The organism is Bradyrhizobium japonicum USDA 6 (assembly GCF_000284375.1).
Classification (GTDB): domain Bacteria; phylum Pseudomonadota; class Alphaproteobacteria; order Rhizobiales; family Xanthobacteraceae; genus Bradyrhizobium; species Bradyrhizobium japonicum.
Window position 1 is genome coordinate 3,640,623 of record NC_017249.1, and the last position, 14,177, is coordinate 3,654,799.

A 14,177-nucleotide genomic window follows, 5' to 3' on the forward strand; every position below is an offset into this window, starting at 1 on the left:
GCCTTGCCGGCCTTGTCATCAGCGGATGTGAGGAGACCACGATCATGAGCGACGCAAAGCCGATCTGGATCAGGGATCCCCTCGCCATCCTCGCCGACGGCGCCGAGCGCGGGATCGTGGTGAGGGATCGCCGGATTGTCGAGCTCGTGCCGGCCGGCGGCAGGCCTGCGACGGCGGATGTCGCGGTGTTCGACGCAAGCGGGCATGTCGTGCTGCCGGGCCTGATCAACACGCATCATCATTTCTACCAGACGCTGACGCGGGCGCTGCCGGCGGCGATGGACCGCGAGCTGTTTCCCTGGCTCCAGGCGCTCTATCCGGTATGGGCGAGGATGACGCCGGAATCGCTCGAGCTCGGCGTCACCGTGGCGATGTCCGAACTCCTGCTCTCGGGCTGCACCACCACAACGGATCACCACTATGTGTTCCCGGCGGGGCTCGAGGAGTCCGTCGATATCGAGGTCGGGGTCGCAAAACGGCTCGGTGTCCGGGTGCTGTTCACGCGCGGCTCGATGAACCTGTCGCAGCGCGACGGCGGCCTGCCGCCTGACAGCGTCGTACAGGACGAGGACACCATCCTCGCCGACAGCGCGCGGGTGGTTGCAAAGCATCACCAGCGTGGCGCGGATGCGATGGTGCAGATTGCGCTGGCGCCATGTTCGCCGTTCTCGGTCACGACGTCCCTGATGCGCGCCACCGCCGATCTCGCCGACAGGCTCGACGTTCGCCTGCACACCCATCTCGCCGAGACCGAGGACGAGAACAAATTCTGCCAGCAGATGTATGGCTGCCGTCCGCTCGACTATCTCGAGCAATGCGGCTGGCTCAATGCGCGGACCTGGCTCGCTCACGGCATCTTTTTCAACGCCGACGAGATGAAGCGGCTCGGCAAGGCCAAAACCACCATCAGCCATTGCGCATGCAGCAATCAGATTCTGGCGTCGGGCTGCTGCCCGGTGTGCGAGATGGAGGAGGCCGGTGTCGGCATCGGCATCGGCGTCGACGGCTCGGCCTCGAACGACGGATCGAATTTGATGCAGGAGGTACGGGCGGCGTTCCTGCTGCAGCGGGCGCGCTACGGGGTGGCCAAGATCAGCCACAAGGATGCGCTGCGCTGGGCGACCAAGGGCTCGGCGGCCTGTGTCGGCCGGCCGGAGCTGGGCGAGATCGCCATCGGCAAGGCCGCCGATCTCGCCCTGTTCAAGCTCGACGAGCTACGCTTCTCCGGTCACGGCGATCCGCTGGCCGCGCTGGTGCTGTGCGGGGCGCATCGGGCCGACCGGGTGATGGTGGCGGGACAATGGGCCGTGATCGACGGCGCGATCCCGGGACTGGATGTTCCCGATCTCATCCGCCGCCACGGTTCCGCGGCGCGGGCGATGCAGGCGGGATAATCCGGGCAAAAAAGAAAGAGGGGGCGACCACAAGTGCCGGGTGCTTCTGGCCACCCCCTCCGAACCTCCTCCGGGAGGAGCAGGTGATTAAGGCAATGCAAGAAGCGTGCTACTTGCCCGGAAGCTTGTCGTCGATGCCCTTGACGTAGAAATTCATGCCGAGGATCTGGCCGTCATCGAGGTGATCGCCACCTTTGCACTCGACCGGCTTTCCGTCCTGCCCAACGACCGGGCACTTGAACGGATGCAGCTTGCCCGCTGTGATCGCGGCCTGGGCATCCTCGGCCATCTTCTTCACGTCGTCGGGCATGTTGGTGTAGGGCGCCATCGCGAACATATGGCTGTCGAGGCCGCCCCAGGTGTCCTCGGACTTCCAGGTGCCGGCGAGCTCGGCCTTGACGCGCTCGATGTAGTAAGGGCCCCAGGTGTCCAGGATCGAGGTGAGCTGGGTCTTAGGCCCGAACTTGATCATCTCGGAATCCTGGCCGAAGGCGAGCTTGCCGCGTTCGCTGGCAATCTGCATCGCCGCCGGCGAATCCGTGTGCTGCATGATGACGTCGGCGCCCTGGTCGATCAGCGCCTTGGCGGCGTCGGCCTCCTTGCCCGGGTCGAACCAGGTGTTGGCCCAGATGATCTTGACCTTGATGTTCGGGTTGATGGTCTGCGCCGCCAGGATCGTCGCGTTGATGCCGGAGACGACCTCCGGAATCGGGAACGAGCCGATATAGCCGAGCACCCCGGACTTCGACATCTTGGCCGCGATCAGGCCCTGGATGTAGCGGCCCTGCCACCATTTGGCCGAGTAGGTCGACATGTTCGGGTTGCGCTTGTAGCCGGTGGCGTGCTCGAAATGCACGTTCGGATATTTCTTGGCGACCTTCAGTGTCGGGTCCATGTAGCCGAACGAGGTCGTGAAGATCAGCTTGTTGCCGGCGCGGACGAGCTGCTCGATGGAGCGCTCGGCGTCGGGACCTTCGGGCACGTTCTCGAGATAGGTGGTCTCGATCTTGTCGCCCAGCTCCTTCACCAGGGCCTGGCGCGCGAGGTCGTGCTGGTAGGTCCAGCCCAAGTCTCCGATCGGACCCAGATAGATGAAGCCGACTTTCAGCTTGTCGGCGGCGGAGGCTGCGCTGACGCTTCCGGCAAGCAAGAGCCCGGCAGCCAGCGCAAGAAGTGATTTCCTCATCATCAATCTCCAAACATCAGGGGACAGCCACGATCCGCAACGTACGCGCCCCATCGCGCACGCCGCGGAAATGAAATTCAGCGGTCGGGCACGAACACGGTGCCGAGCGCGGCCGGCGCGGTCGACCCGCCGGTGCGCGCGCGGGAGAGCAGGACCAGGACGATGACGGTTGCGAGGTAAGGCAGCGCCGACATGAATTGCGAGGGAATGCCGATGCCCCAGCCTTGCGCATGCAGCTGCAGGATCGTCACCGCGCCGAACAGATAGGCGCCGACCACGAGCCGGCCCGGCCGCCAGGACGAAAACACGACCAGCGCCAGCGCGATCCAGCCGCGGCCCGCGGTCATGCCGGGAATGAAGAACGGCGTATAGGCGAGCGGCAAATAGGCGCCGGCGAGGCCTGCGCAGGCGCCGCCGAACATCACGGCGAAGGTGCGAATGCGCAGCACGGGGTAGCCGAGCGCATGCGCGGAGACATGATTGTCGCCGCAGGCGCGGAGGATCAAACCCGCCCGCGTGCGATACAGGAACCACCAGACGCCGATGACGAGTGCGATGGAGAAATAGACGAAGGCGTCCTCGCCGAACAGCACCCGGCCAATCAGCGGCATGTCCGTGAGGCCGGGAATGGCGAGGTGCATCGCGGGCGTGATGCGCTCGCCGACGAAGCCCGCGCCGATCAGGCCGGACAGGCCGACGCCGAGGATGGTCAGCGCGAGACCCGTTGCAACCTGGTTGACAGCGAGGCCGAGTGCCATCAGCGCGAACACCAGCGACATCAGCGCGCCCGCGACGATGCCGAACAGTGCGCCGATGAAGATCGAGCCGGTGAGCCACGCACCCGCAAAGCCGCAGGCCGCGCCGACGATCATCATGCCCTCGACGCCGAGATTGAGCACGCCGGAGCGCTCGGTCACGAGCTCACCGGTCGCCGCGATCAGGAGCGGCGTCGATGCGGCGAGTACCGCGAGGATGATGGCTTCAACCAGTTCCACGGGCCACCTGTCGGTTCGGGAAAATCAGCTTGAAGCGGTAGAGAATGAGCGAATCGCAGGCGAGGACGTAGAACAACAGAATTCCCTGGAAGACCTTGGTGACGTCCAACGGGATCTTCATCGCGATCTGCGCCTGCTCGCCGCCGATAAAGGTCAATGCGAGAAAAAGGCCAGCAATCAATATTCCAAGCGGGTTCAGCCGGCCGAGGAAGGCGACGATGATCGCGGTGAAGCCGTAGCCGGGCGAGATGCCGGGCTGAAGATGCCCGACCGGACCCGCGACCTCGATGATGCCGGCAAGGCCTGCGAGCGCGCCTGACACCGCGAAGGTCAGGATGATCAGCTGGTTGGCGTTGAAGCCGCCGAACCGGGCCGCGCGGGGCGCCGCGCCGACCACGCGGATCTCGAAGCCCTTGATGGTGCGTCCGAGCAGGATCGCGGCTGCTGCGACGACGAGCAGGGCGATGATCGAGCCGAGATGCAGCCGGCCACCTTCGATCAGCAGCGGGACTGTCGCCACCGGATCGAATTCCGCCGTCGTCGGGAAGTTGAAGCCATGCGGATCGCGCCAGGGGCCGCGCACGAGATAGTCGAGGAAGAGGTCGGCGACATAGACCAGCATCAGGCTGGTCAGGATTTCGCTGGCGCCGAACTTTACCTTGCAGATCGCCGGGATCAGCGCATAGAGCGCGCCTGCCGCGGCGGCGAGCACGAGCATCGCCGGCAGCACCCAGGCCCCGGCATCGGTGCCCTGCGTCTTCACCGCGATCCAGCTTCCGGCGACCGCGCCGATCAGGAATTGGCCCTCGGCGCCGATGTTCCAGGCATTGGCGAGATAGCAGAGCGAGAGCCCGATCGCGATCATCACCAGCGGCGTCGCCTTCACCGCGATCTCCTGTAGCGAATAGCCATCGGTCAAAGGCGCGATGAAATAGGCATGCAGAGCGAGGAGCGGATTCTTGCCGAGGATCGCGAACAGGATGATCATGGTCGCGATCGTGAGGCCGATCGCGATCAGCGGCGAGACCAGCGCGATCGTGTTGGAACGCTCGACGCGCTTCTCAAGCACCAACTGCATGCGCGGCCTCCTTCGGCTCCAGGCTGCTGCCCCCCATCAACAGGCCAAGTTTTTCGCGCGTGGCTTCGCTCGTGGCAAGCGGTGCCGACAGCCGGCCATGGAACATCACGGCGATGCGGTCGGCGATCTCCGCGAGCTCGTCGAGATCCTGGCTGGTGACGAGCACCGCGGCGCCTGCGGTTGCGAGATCAAGCAGCGCCTGACGGATCACGGCGGCGGCGCCGGCATCGACGCCCCAGGTCGGTTGGCTCACCACCAGCACCGCGGGGTTGCGCAGGATCTCGCGGCCGACGATGAACTTCTGCAAATTGCCGCCGGACAGGGATGCTGCTTCCGGATCCCGTTTGGCCTTGCGCACGTCGAACGTTTCGGTCGCGCGGTCCACGGTCTTTAGTGTCGCCGCGGTGTCGATGAAGCCGTGATGGACCATGCCGCTGGCGGCGTGCCCGGTCAGCAGCGCGTTCTCCGACAGCTTCATGCGCGGCGCGGTGCCGTGGCCGAGCCGTTCCTCCGGGACGAAGGCCGCGCCCAGCTTGCGGCGCTGGGTGATCGAGAGGTGGCCGGCGGCAATGCCTTCGATCACCACCGTGCCGGGGTCCTTCGAGAGCCGTTCGCCGGAGAGCGCGGCGAACAACTCGTCCTGGCCGTTGCCGGCGACCCCGGCGATCCCGAGGATCTCACCGCCCTTCAGCTCGAACGAGATGTGCTCGAGTCGCACGCCGTGCGCCTCGCTCGGCGCGAGTGAAAGGTCGTTGACGACGAGCCGCGGCACGGTGGTCGTCAGGCCGGCTGGTGCCTTCACTTCCCTGATCTCGCCGCCGACCATCATCCGCGCGAGCGAGGCCGCGGTCTCGAGTCGGGGATTGCAGGTCTCGACCTTCTTGCCGCCGCGCAGGATCGTGGCGGTGTCGCACAGTCGCTTCACTTCCTCGAGCTTGTGGCTGATGTAGAGGATGGCGCGGCCTTCGGCCTTGAGGCGTTCCAGCACGATGAAGAGCTGGTCGGCCTCCTGCGGCGTCAGCACGGCGGTCGGCTCGTCCAGGATCAGGAATTTCGGATCCTGCATCAGCGCGCGGACGATCTCGATGCGCTGGCGCTCGCCGACGGAGAGTTGCCAGACCTCGCGCCTGGGATCGAGCGGCAGTCCATAGGTCTTCGACACCTGCTCCAGCCGCGCCGACATGTCGTTGAAGGATTCCCTGCCGTCGAGGCCGAGCGCGACATTCTCGGCAACGGTGAGATTGTCGAAGAGCGAGAAATGCTGGAACACCATGCCGATGCCGCGGTTGCGCGCCTCTGAGGGACCCGACAGCACGATGGGGTGGCCCTGCCAGCGGATCTCGCCGGCGCTGGGCTGGATCAGCCCGTAGATCGCCTTGACCAGCGTCGACTTGCCGGCGCCGTTCTCGCCGAGAAGGGCATGGATCTGTTTCGGCTGGATCTCGATGCTGATGGAGTCGTTGGCGAGGAAATCACCATAGCGCTTGGTGAGCCCGATCGTCTGAAGCAGAGGGGGCTCGCCGGAATGCAGGTCGTTGGACGTCTGGTCTAACATTCGCTGATGCGCTGGCACGGGGTGAAGTGCCTCAATTGTGGGCTAGTTTGAACCGTCGCGTAAGATGTGAAAAAGCGTCATCCCTTGCTCAACGCTTCGGCAGGCGGTCTGTGTCGCGAGTCGCGACCCTTGTCAGTCGATGATCGTCTCCAACCGACATTCGGGAGAGCCATTGCGGCGGCCTCCTGCGAGAGACGCTGTTGCAAATTTGTGACGGCTCAAACCAAATCGGAACCCGCTGTGCAGGCCTGACCTGAAGTTGAGCAAAGTGGCGCCGGCGCGCGTATGCAATTCCCGACCAGGCCAACGGTCGCGGTCGTCGATTGTGTCTGCATTCTTGCGCCGCCACAAAAGACAAATGAAATCAAACGGGGATATTCGGCATCGCGTCACCGCACGCACGCAACAGCGAAACGGAAAAAATCCTCGAATTCCCCGGTTGAAAGGCCGCCTCCTGCCGAAACAAGCGGCATGCCTTGAAAGAAGTTGAGGCTTCTCACTCCGGGAGATCGGCGCAAGTGTCGCACCCAAGGGGCGTTCATTTTTACGTGTCCAAACTTGGGGGTATTCAGGATGTCGTTTCGTTTCAAGGCAATCGCAGCCGCGGCGCTGTCGATTGCTGCACTCGCTATCAGTGGGCTGGCTCAGGCAGCGGACCTGCCGGTCAAGGCTGCCAAGAAGGCGGCGGATGTCCCGTTCTTCCTGGTGATCGACAACCGCGTCACGTTCTCCTGGATGCCCAAGGGCACGGACCCCGGCATGTGGAGTGTCCGCCCCGACGGCAGCATCAACGGCACCACCGCCAAGCAGGTCTACTCCTTCACCCATTTCGATCTCTGGGCCTACGGCACCAACTTCTTCACCATCTCGATGTTCAAGTCGGGCAAGAACGATCCGGCCTCGCCCTGTATTGCACCCGGACTGTCTGCCTCCTTCGGTGCCGCCGACTGCGCCGGCGCCACCGAGATCTACGGCCTGTTCCGTTCGACCTTCGGCTGGAACCAGCTCTTCAACACCAAGGCCTTCACTATGGGGCCGCTGCAGGACATTTCGTTCGAAGTCGGCATGGACGGCAACAGCGAGAACACCTTCCTCGCGCCTGCCAAGCGCGACGTCGTCGCCGGTCTGCAGTTCGCCTTCGACCTTCCCTACAAGGGCTACATCAACGTTGCGCCCTTGATGTACTGGGAGTTCTCCAACCACAACGCCTTCACCCAGTGCGGCGGCGGTTTTGCTGGCCCCCTCCCGGGTGTGAGCTGTAACTCCGATGGCAATGTCAGCTACAACCCGACCTGGGCCGTCGAAATCAACTACTACATGGACCTGGGCTTCCTGCCGCCGAACATGCAGTTCTGGTCGATCAGCGGCCGCGCCGGCTGGTACGGTGCGAAGGGTGACTCCAACGGCCTGCCTGCTCTCTCTGGTCCAGGCCGGTTCTCGACCGCCTCCAAGGCCGAGCTGAACAGCGAACCGATCCGCCTGACCTTCGATGCCTCGAAGGCGGTCTTGGGTGACAAGTATTCGCACTTCGTCGACCTCTGGGTTTCCTATCGCTACTGGCAGAACAAGTTCGGCCTCGACCACAACGCCATGCCCGGCGTCTGCACCGTCGCAGCGACCGGCCAGAGCACCAAGAGCTGCACCGAATCCACGGTTTACGGCGGCATCACTGTGAAGTTCTGATCGGCTGGGGGTCTTCAGGTTAGGATGGCGTTGCGCAGAGATGCGCGGCGCTGTTCTGCTTTTTGAAGCGCTAGAATCGTAGGGTGGGCAAAGGCGCAAAGCGCCGTGCCCACCATCTTTCCAAGTGATTGGCTATTGGTGGGCACGCTTCGCTTTGCCCACCCTACGAAGCCGAGTGTGTGGCGGCGCCTACTGCGTCCACACGCCGTCGTGCAGCGCTTCGGCCTCGTCCTCGAGCAGCGGCCCCACAACCTCCGTCGGCCGCTGGCCGCTGGCAAACACCTCACGGCACGGCAAGTCCAGCGTGGGGTTCTCCGGATGGTTGCCGGTGACGCCGCGCAGGCGATGCTCGCTGAGGCCGTAGACCACGCGGCCGATGCCGGCCCAGTAGATCGCGCCGGCACACATCGCGCAGGGCTCTGCGGAGGAATAGAGCGTGGCCTTCGCCAGCACCTCGCGGTCGAGCCTACGGCAGGCTTGCGTGGCCGCGAGGCGCTCGGCATGCGCAGTGCCGTCGTGGTCGGGCATGTAGCCGTTCTCGGTCTCGATCAGCACCTTGCCATCGGCATCGACGACGACGCAGCCGAACGGATGGTTGCCATGGGTGAGGGAGCGGCGCGCGACCGTGAAGGACAGGCGGAGGAAGTGCTCGTCGCGCTCGGATCCGCCGCTCATCGCTCGTCCCTGGTCAATGCCCCGCCATATGCCGGCCGACCACGGTCAGATCGGCTTCGCTGGTTCGTGCTTCATACACGAATTCGCCGTGGAACATCACCACCAGCCGATCGGAGAGTTCGAGCAATTCGTCAAGGTCCTCGCTGACGAGCAGCACGGCGGCGCCACGGTTGCGGGCGGCCATGATCTCGGCGTGGATCTGCGCCACCGCCGCGAAGTCGAGGCCGAAGCAGGGATTGGCCGCGATCAGGACCTCGACGTTGCCGCCAAGCTCGCGCGCCAGCACGGCGCGCTGGACGTTGCCGCCCGACAGCGCCGCGATCGGCGTGTCGGGCGTGCGGGTCTTGATCTTGTACTGCGCGATCTTCTTCTTCGCATCGTCCCGGAAGGCGCCGCGGTTGAGCCACCAGCCGCCGCTCGCGAAGGGCGCACGGTCGAATTCGCGGAAGGCGATGTTGTCGGCGACGCTCATGCCGCCGACGCAGGCGTTCCTGAGCGGCTCCTCGGGCAGGAGCGACATCTTGTGGCGGCGCATCTCCTCGCGGCTGGCGTGATAGGAATCGCCGGCGACGCGGACTTCCCCGCCCTCCGCCTCGCGTTGGCCGGCCAACACCTCGACCAGCTGGCGCTGGCCATTGCCGGAGACGCCGGCAATGCCCACGATCTCGCCGGCGCGGACCGTGAGTGAGACGTCGTGCACGGCGATGGCGCCTGAGTCGTCGAGCGCGCAGACTTTTGCCAATTCCAGCCGGGCCTGGCCGGCTTCGCCGGTGCGCGGCGGCTGCACGGTCAGTTCTTCGGCGCCGATCATGGTTCGCGCCATCGCATCCGGTGTGAGTTCGGAAACCTTGCCGGCACCTGCGAGCTTGCCGCGGCGCAGGATCGTGACGTCGTCGGCGAAGGCCATGACCTCGCGGAATTTGTGCGTGATCATCAGGATGGTCAGCTCGTCCTTGACGACCATGTCGCGGAGCATGCCGAGCACTTCGTCGGCCTCTGCCGGCGTCAGCACCGAGGTCGGCTCGTCCAGGATCAGGAAGCGGCGCCTCAGATAGAGCTGCTTGAGGATCTCGCATTTCTGCCGCTCCCCGGCGGAGATGTCGGAGACCTTGGCTGCGAGCGGCACCTTGAACGGCATCCGGGCCAGAAAAGCCTCGAGCTCCTTCATCTCCTTCGGCCAGTTCACCACGGCCGGCACATCGTCGCGGGCCAGCACGAGGTTTTCGGCGACCGTCATGGCCGGCACCAGGGTAAAATGCTGGTAGACCATGCCGAGGCCGAGCGCGTGGGCGTCCTTTGGATTTGCGATCGCCTGCTCGCGGCCGCCGACCAGGATGTCGCCTTCGGTTGCGTGGTAATAGCCCATGATGCATTTGACGAGCGTCGACTTGCCGGCGCCGTTCTCGCCGAGCAGCGCGTGGAACGAGCCCGGCCGCACCTTCAGCTCGACATTGTCGAGCGCGAGGAAGTCGCCGAAGCGCATGGTCATGGCGATGGCGTCGACGCCGAAGGCGCCTGCTGGCGGCGGCGTGTCGCCGATGATCACGAAATCGCTCCGATGAAGGCGTCCGACGTCGAGACCGCGCCGAACACGCCGCCCTGCATCTTGATCATCTTCAGTGCATGGTCGTGATTGCTCTTGTCGGTCGCGCCGCAGCAATCGTGTAGCAGGACGCATTCGAAGCCGCGGTCGTTGGCCTCGCGCATCGTGGTGTGAACGCAGACGTCGGTCGTGATGCCCGTCAGCACGATGTTCTCGATGCCGCGCACGCGCAGGATCAGCTCCAGGTCGGTGGCGCAGAACGAGCCCTTGCCGGGCTTGTCGATGATGGGCTCGCCCGGCAGCGGGCTAAGCTCCTCGATGATGTCCCAGCCGGGCTCGCCGCGCACCAGGATGCGGCCGCAGGGACCGGGATCGCCGATGCCGGCGCCGATCTGGCGCGAGCGCCAGCGCTTGTTGGCGGGCAGGTCGGAGAGATCGGGGCGATGTCCCTCGCGGGTATGGATGATGTGAAAGCCTTGCGCGCGCATCGCCGCGAGCAGCTCCTTGATCGGCTCGATCGGCGCCCGCGTCAGCGAGAGGTCGTAGCCCATCTTGTCGACATAGCCGCCGATGCCGCAGAAATCGGTCTGCATGTCGATGATGATGAGCGCGGTGTTCTCCGGGCGGAGATCGCCGTTGTAGGGCCAGGCGTAGGGCTCGGACTTGATATAGCGCTCGGGCATGATTTCGCTCTCTAGCGGGTGATCGACAATTCGGCCGGGGCTCCGGTCAGCGTGCGTTTTGGCGAGCAGGTGATGATCATGATCGCCAGCGTCAGGATGTAGGGCGCGGCGTTGAAGAGGTGATAGCCGGAGGTGACGCCGACCGATTGCAGTGCAGGGCCCAAGGCCGCGGCACCGCCGAAGGCGAGCGAGGCCCATAGGCAGAGCAGGGGATCCCAGCGCGCGAAGATCACGAGGGCCACGGCGGTGATGCCCTGGCCGGAGGACAGGCCCTCATTCCAGCTGCCGGGATAGAACAGCGACAGGAACGAGCCGCCGATGCCGGCGAGGAAGCCGCCGACCATGGTCGCGCGCAGGCGGATCAGCAGCACGGAATGGCCCATTGCGCGCGCGGCGTCAGAGCTCTCGCCGGCGGTGCGGATCAAGAGGCCCCAGCGCGTCGTGCGGAAGGCCCAATAGAGGATCGGCGCGAGCGCGACGCCGATCAGGAACAGGACGTTGACGCGTAGCGCGGCGCGGACTTGGGGGACGTCGCTCCACCAGCCAAAATCGATCGCGGGCAAGCGCGGAGCGGTGGGCTCGATCAGCGGCTTGCCGAGATAGAAGGCAAGGCCGGTGCCGAACAGCATCAGCGCGATGCCGACCGCGATATCGTTGACGCGCGGCAGCGAGCAGATACCGGCGTGCAATGCGCCCAGCAGTGCACCAGTGATGCCGGCGGCGAGCACGCCGAGCCAGGGCGAGCCCGTGAGGTAGGAGATGCCGTAGGCGCTCATCGCGCCCGTCACCAGCGTGCCCTCGAGGCCGAGATTGATGCGGCCGGAGCGCTCGGTGATGCATTCGCCCAGGCTCACGAACAGGAACGGCGTGGAGACGCGGATGGCGCCGCCGAGCACGGCGAGGGGGACAGTCCAGAGTCCGATCGATCCGTCTGCCATCTCAGGATTTTCCCTTCAAAAATCCAATGCGGCCGTAAAGCGCATCGCTGGCCAGCACGAAGACGAAGATGATGCCCTGAAGCACCAGAACGGATGCGTCGGGCAATCCGAGACGGCGCTGCAGCAGGCCGCCGCTGGCGCTGATGCCGCCGAGCAGGATCGCGACGGGAATGATCGCGAGCGGATTCTGCCGGGCGAGGAAGGCGACGAGAATGCCGGTGAAGCCGTAGCCCGCCGCAAGGTTGGCGTTGGTGCGTCCCTGCACAGCGGCGACCTCGACCATGCCGGCAAGGCCCGCGGCGCCGCCGGCGAGGAAGCAGACGGTCAGGATCAGCTTGCTGACGCCGAGGCCGACGATCTTTGCGGCGCGGATGTTGCCGCCGGCGACCCGCGCGGCGAAGCCGAACACGGTGTGATAGATCAGGACGTAGGCAGCGATCGCGGCGATCAGGCCGAAGACGAGACCCCAATGCACGTCGGTGCCGGGAATGGTGCCGATCATGTTGGCGGCACCGATCTCGCGCGTCGACGGCTTGTTGAGGCTGGCGGGATCGCGCATCAGCCCCTCTACGAGATGATTGAGGATCGCGAGCGCGATGTAGACGAGCAGCAGGCTCGAGATGGTCTCGTTGACGCCGCGATATTGGCGCAGCGCGCCCGACAGCATGATCCACAGGCCGCCGCCGATCACGCCGCCGATGACCATGGCAATTTGGACGACGAGCGGCGGCATGCCCTGAAGCGCCAGCGCGGCGCTGGTCGCCGACAGCGCGCCGATCAGGAGCGCGCCTTCGCCGCCGATGATGACCATGCCGAGCTGTGCCGGCAGTGCGGTGCAGAGCGCGGTGAGGATCAGCGGCGCGGCACGCGTCAACGTGTTCTGCCAGGAGAACCAGGTGCCGAAAGCGCCGTAGTACATATAGAAATAGAGATCGAGCGGGTTCTTGCCGAACATCGCGACGAAGATGCCGAAGACCACGAGCGCGCCGGCCAGCGCCGCGCCCGGGATCAGGATGTATTCGATTGTCGCGCCGTGGCGCTGGACAAAGCCGGGACCGGCGGCCGGGGCAACTGTCCCGGCCGCTTCAGTGGAATCCGCGGCTTCCGTTGTCACGAAGTCGCTCCGATCACGCCTTCGACCAGGTAGTCCATCTTCTCCAGCTCAGGATCCTTCTGGCCGCGATCGGTGCCGGCTGCGATCACTATCTTGCCCTTGTTGTCGACCAGCCCGCCCCTGAAGATGGCGTAGCCCTCCGCCGACAGGAATTTGGCCTTGACCTCGTCGGCGTGCTTTCGCGCCTCGGTGGAGACTGCCTCACCGTAGGGCGAGGTCTTGACGATCTCTTCCTTGAGTCCGCCACGATAGAAGTTCGGGATGCTTTCGCCGGCGGCGATCATCTTGACGAACTTCGGATAGAGCGCTTCCCAATTCCACTCGGCGCCCGTGAGATATGCCTTCGGCGCCAGCGGCGACTGGTTGGTGTGATAACCGCAGACGAAGGCGCCGCGGCGCGCCGCGTTCTCGACCATGGTCTTCGGACCGTCGACGTGGCAGGTGAGCACGTCGACGCCCTGATCGATCAGGCTGTTGGTGGCTTCGGCCTCCTTGACCGGCATCGACCAATCGCCCGTGAAAATAACCTGGGTGGTGGCCTTGGGATTGGCGAGTCTGGCGCCGAGCGCGAAGGCGTTGATGTTGCGCAGCACCTGCGGGATCGGCTTGGCGGCAACGAAGCCGAGCTTGCCGCTCTTGGAGGTGTAGCCGGCGACGATGCCCGAGATGTACTGGGCCTCGTCGATATAGCCAAAATAGCTGCCGGCGTTCTTCGGATCCTTGTCGCTCCACAGGCCGCCGCAGTGCTCGAAGCGCAGCTTCGGGAACTTGGTGGCCATCTTGATCATGTGCGGGTTGTAGTAGCCGAACGAGGTCGGGAAGAGCAGGGTGGCGCCGTCGAGGTTGATCATGGACTCGATCGTCTTCTCGACCGCGTCGGTCTCCGGCACCTTCTCTTCCTCGACGACCTTCAGCCCCGGAATTTTCTTCAGTGCCGCCGCGCCCTGCGCATGCGCCTGGTTGTAGCCGTAGTCATCGCGCGAGCCGACATAGATGAAGCCGATGGTGGTATCGGCCGCGAAGGCGGGACGGAGGCCCGCTGCCGCACCGAGGGTCAGGGCCGCGCCGCCCTGCAACAAATGACGTCGTGAAATCTTGCCGAAATCCATTGCTCGCTCCCCTTGGCGGATGTCCCGCCTTAATCTCGCGGCCGCGCCGGTCTGGCGGAGCCTGGGGATAAGATGTCGCAAGCTTCGTGCCAGAGGCCATGGAGTGGTCAATGGACCTGAAGTCATTGAAAAATATTGTGTTTATAAATTAGCAGAATCCTGCTGAGTAAATCGTCAGATTAATTTTTAAGCAAAATCTAGAACTTGTATGCAATGGAGTTGAG

General features: G+C 64.8%; 12 protein-coding genes. 2 read left to right on the forward strand and 10 right to left on the reverse strand.

Going from position 1 to position 14,177, the window contains the following annotated elements; translation table 11 throughout:
* Window positions 1-44: 44 nt before the first annotated feature.
* Complete coding sequence (locus BJ6T_RS16995; protein ID WP_014493677.1) at window positions 45-1,394, forward strand: 8-oxoguanine deaminase; 1,350 nt, start codon at window positions 45-47, stop codon at window positions 1,392-1,394.
* A 109-nt stretch (window positions 1,395-1,503) separates the two neighbouring features.
* On the opposite strand, the gene BJ6T_RS17000 is transcribed toward BJ6T_RS16995, so the two are convergent.
* The 4 genes from BJ6T_RS17000 to BJ6T_RS17015 form a co-directional block, all read right to left on the reverse strand.
* Window positions 1,504-2,580, reverse strand: coding sequence for a BMP family ABC transporter substrate-binding protein (locus BJ6T_RS17000; protein ID WP_014493678.1), 1,077 nt, complete (start codon window positions 2,578-2,580; stop codon window positions 1,504-1,506).
* 77 nt (window positions 2,581-2,657) lie between these two features.
* Window positions 2,658-3,575, reverse strand: coding sequence for an ABC transporter permease (locus tag BJ6T_RS17005; RefSeq protein ID WP_014493679.1), 918 nt, complete (start codon window positions 3,573-3,575; stop codon window positions 2,658-2,660).
* Window positions 3,562-4,653, reverse strand: coding sequence for an ABC transporter permease (locus BJ6T_RS17010; protein ID WP_014493680.1), 1,092 nt, complete (start codon window positions 4,651-4,653; stop codon window positions 3,562-3,564). Before BJ6T_RS17010 ends, BJ6T_RS17005 begins: the two co-directional genes overlap by 14 nt.
* Window positions 4,637-6,208: an ABC transporter ATP-binding protein gene (locus BJ6T_RS17015; RefSeq protein ID WP_014493681.1), complete on the reverse strand. Its 1,572-nt coding sequence runs from the start codon at window positions 6,206-6,208 to the stop codon at window positions 4,637-4,639. The genes BJ6T_RS17010 and BJ6T_RS17015 overlap by 17 nt, the downstream gene beginning before the upstream one ends.
* Before the next feature lie 573 nt (window positions 6,209-6,781).
* Between BJ6T_RS17015 and BJ6T_RS17020 the strand changes: the two genes are divergently transcribed.
* Window positions 6,782-7,891 carry a hypothetical protein gene (locus tag BJ6T_RS17020; RefSeq protein ID WP_014493682.1) on the forward strand — a complete coding sequence of 370 codons (1,110 nt, stop codon included), beginning with the start codon at window positions 6,782-6,784 and terminating at the stop codon, window positions 7,889-7,891.
* Window positions 7,892-8,080: 189 nt separating this feature from the next.
* On the opposite strand, the gene BJ6T_RS17025 is transcribed toward BJ6T_RS17020, so the two are convergent.
* The 6 genes from BJ6T_RS17025 to BJ6T_RS17050 are packed head-to-tail and all read right to left on the reverse strand — an operon-like array spanning window position 8,081 to window position 13,953.
* Complete coding sequence (locus BJ6T_RS17025) at window positions 8,081-8,566, reverse strand: nucleoside deaminase (RefSeq protein WP_014493683.1); 486 nt, start codon at window positions 8,564-8,566, stop codon at window positions 8,081-8,083.
* Window positions 8,567-8,579: 13 nt separating this feature from the next.
* The gene (locus tag BJ6T_RS17030) at window positions 8,580-10,112 is read right to left on the reverse strand and encodes an ABC transporter ATP-binding protein (protein WP_014493684.1); all 1,533 of its coding nucleotides are present in this window, start codon (window positions 10,110-10,112) and stop codon (window positions 8,580-8,582) included.
* Window positions 10,109-10,792, reverse strand: coding sequence for a biuret amidohydrolase (biuH, locus tag BJ6T_RS17035; RefSeq protein WP_014493685.1), 684 nt, complete (start codon window positions 10,790-10,792; stop codon window positions 10,109-10,111). Before biuH ends, BJ6T_RS17030 begins: the two co-directional genes overlap by 4 nt.
* A gap of 11 nt (window positions 10,793-10,803) precedes the next feature.
* Window positions 10,804-11,730: an ABC transporter permease gene (locus tag BJ6T_RS17040; protein ID WP_014493686.1), complete on the reverse strand. Its 927-nt coding sequence runs from the start codon at window positions 11,728-11,730 to the stop codon at window positions 10,804-10,806.
* Window position 11,731: 1 nt separating this feature from the next.
* Window positions 11,732-12,844, reverse strand: coding sequence for an ABC transporter permease (locus BJ6T_RS17045; protein ID WP_014493687.1), 1,113 nt, complete (start codon window positions 12,842-12,844; stop codon window positions 11,732-11,734).
* A complete protein-coding gene (locus BJ6T_RS17050) occupies window positions 12,841-13,953 on the reverse strand; it encodes a BMP family ABC transporter substrate-binding protein (RefSeq protein WP_014493688.1) in 1,113 nt (370 codons plus the stop codon). The genes BJ6T_RS17045 and BJ6T_RS17050 overlap by 4 nt, the downstream gene beginning before the upstream one ends.
* Window positions 13,954-14,177 lie beyond the last annotated feature (224 nt).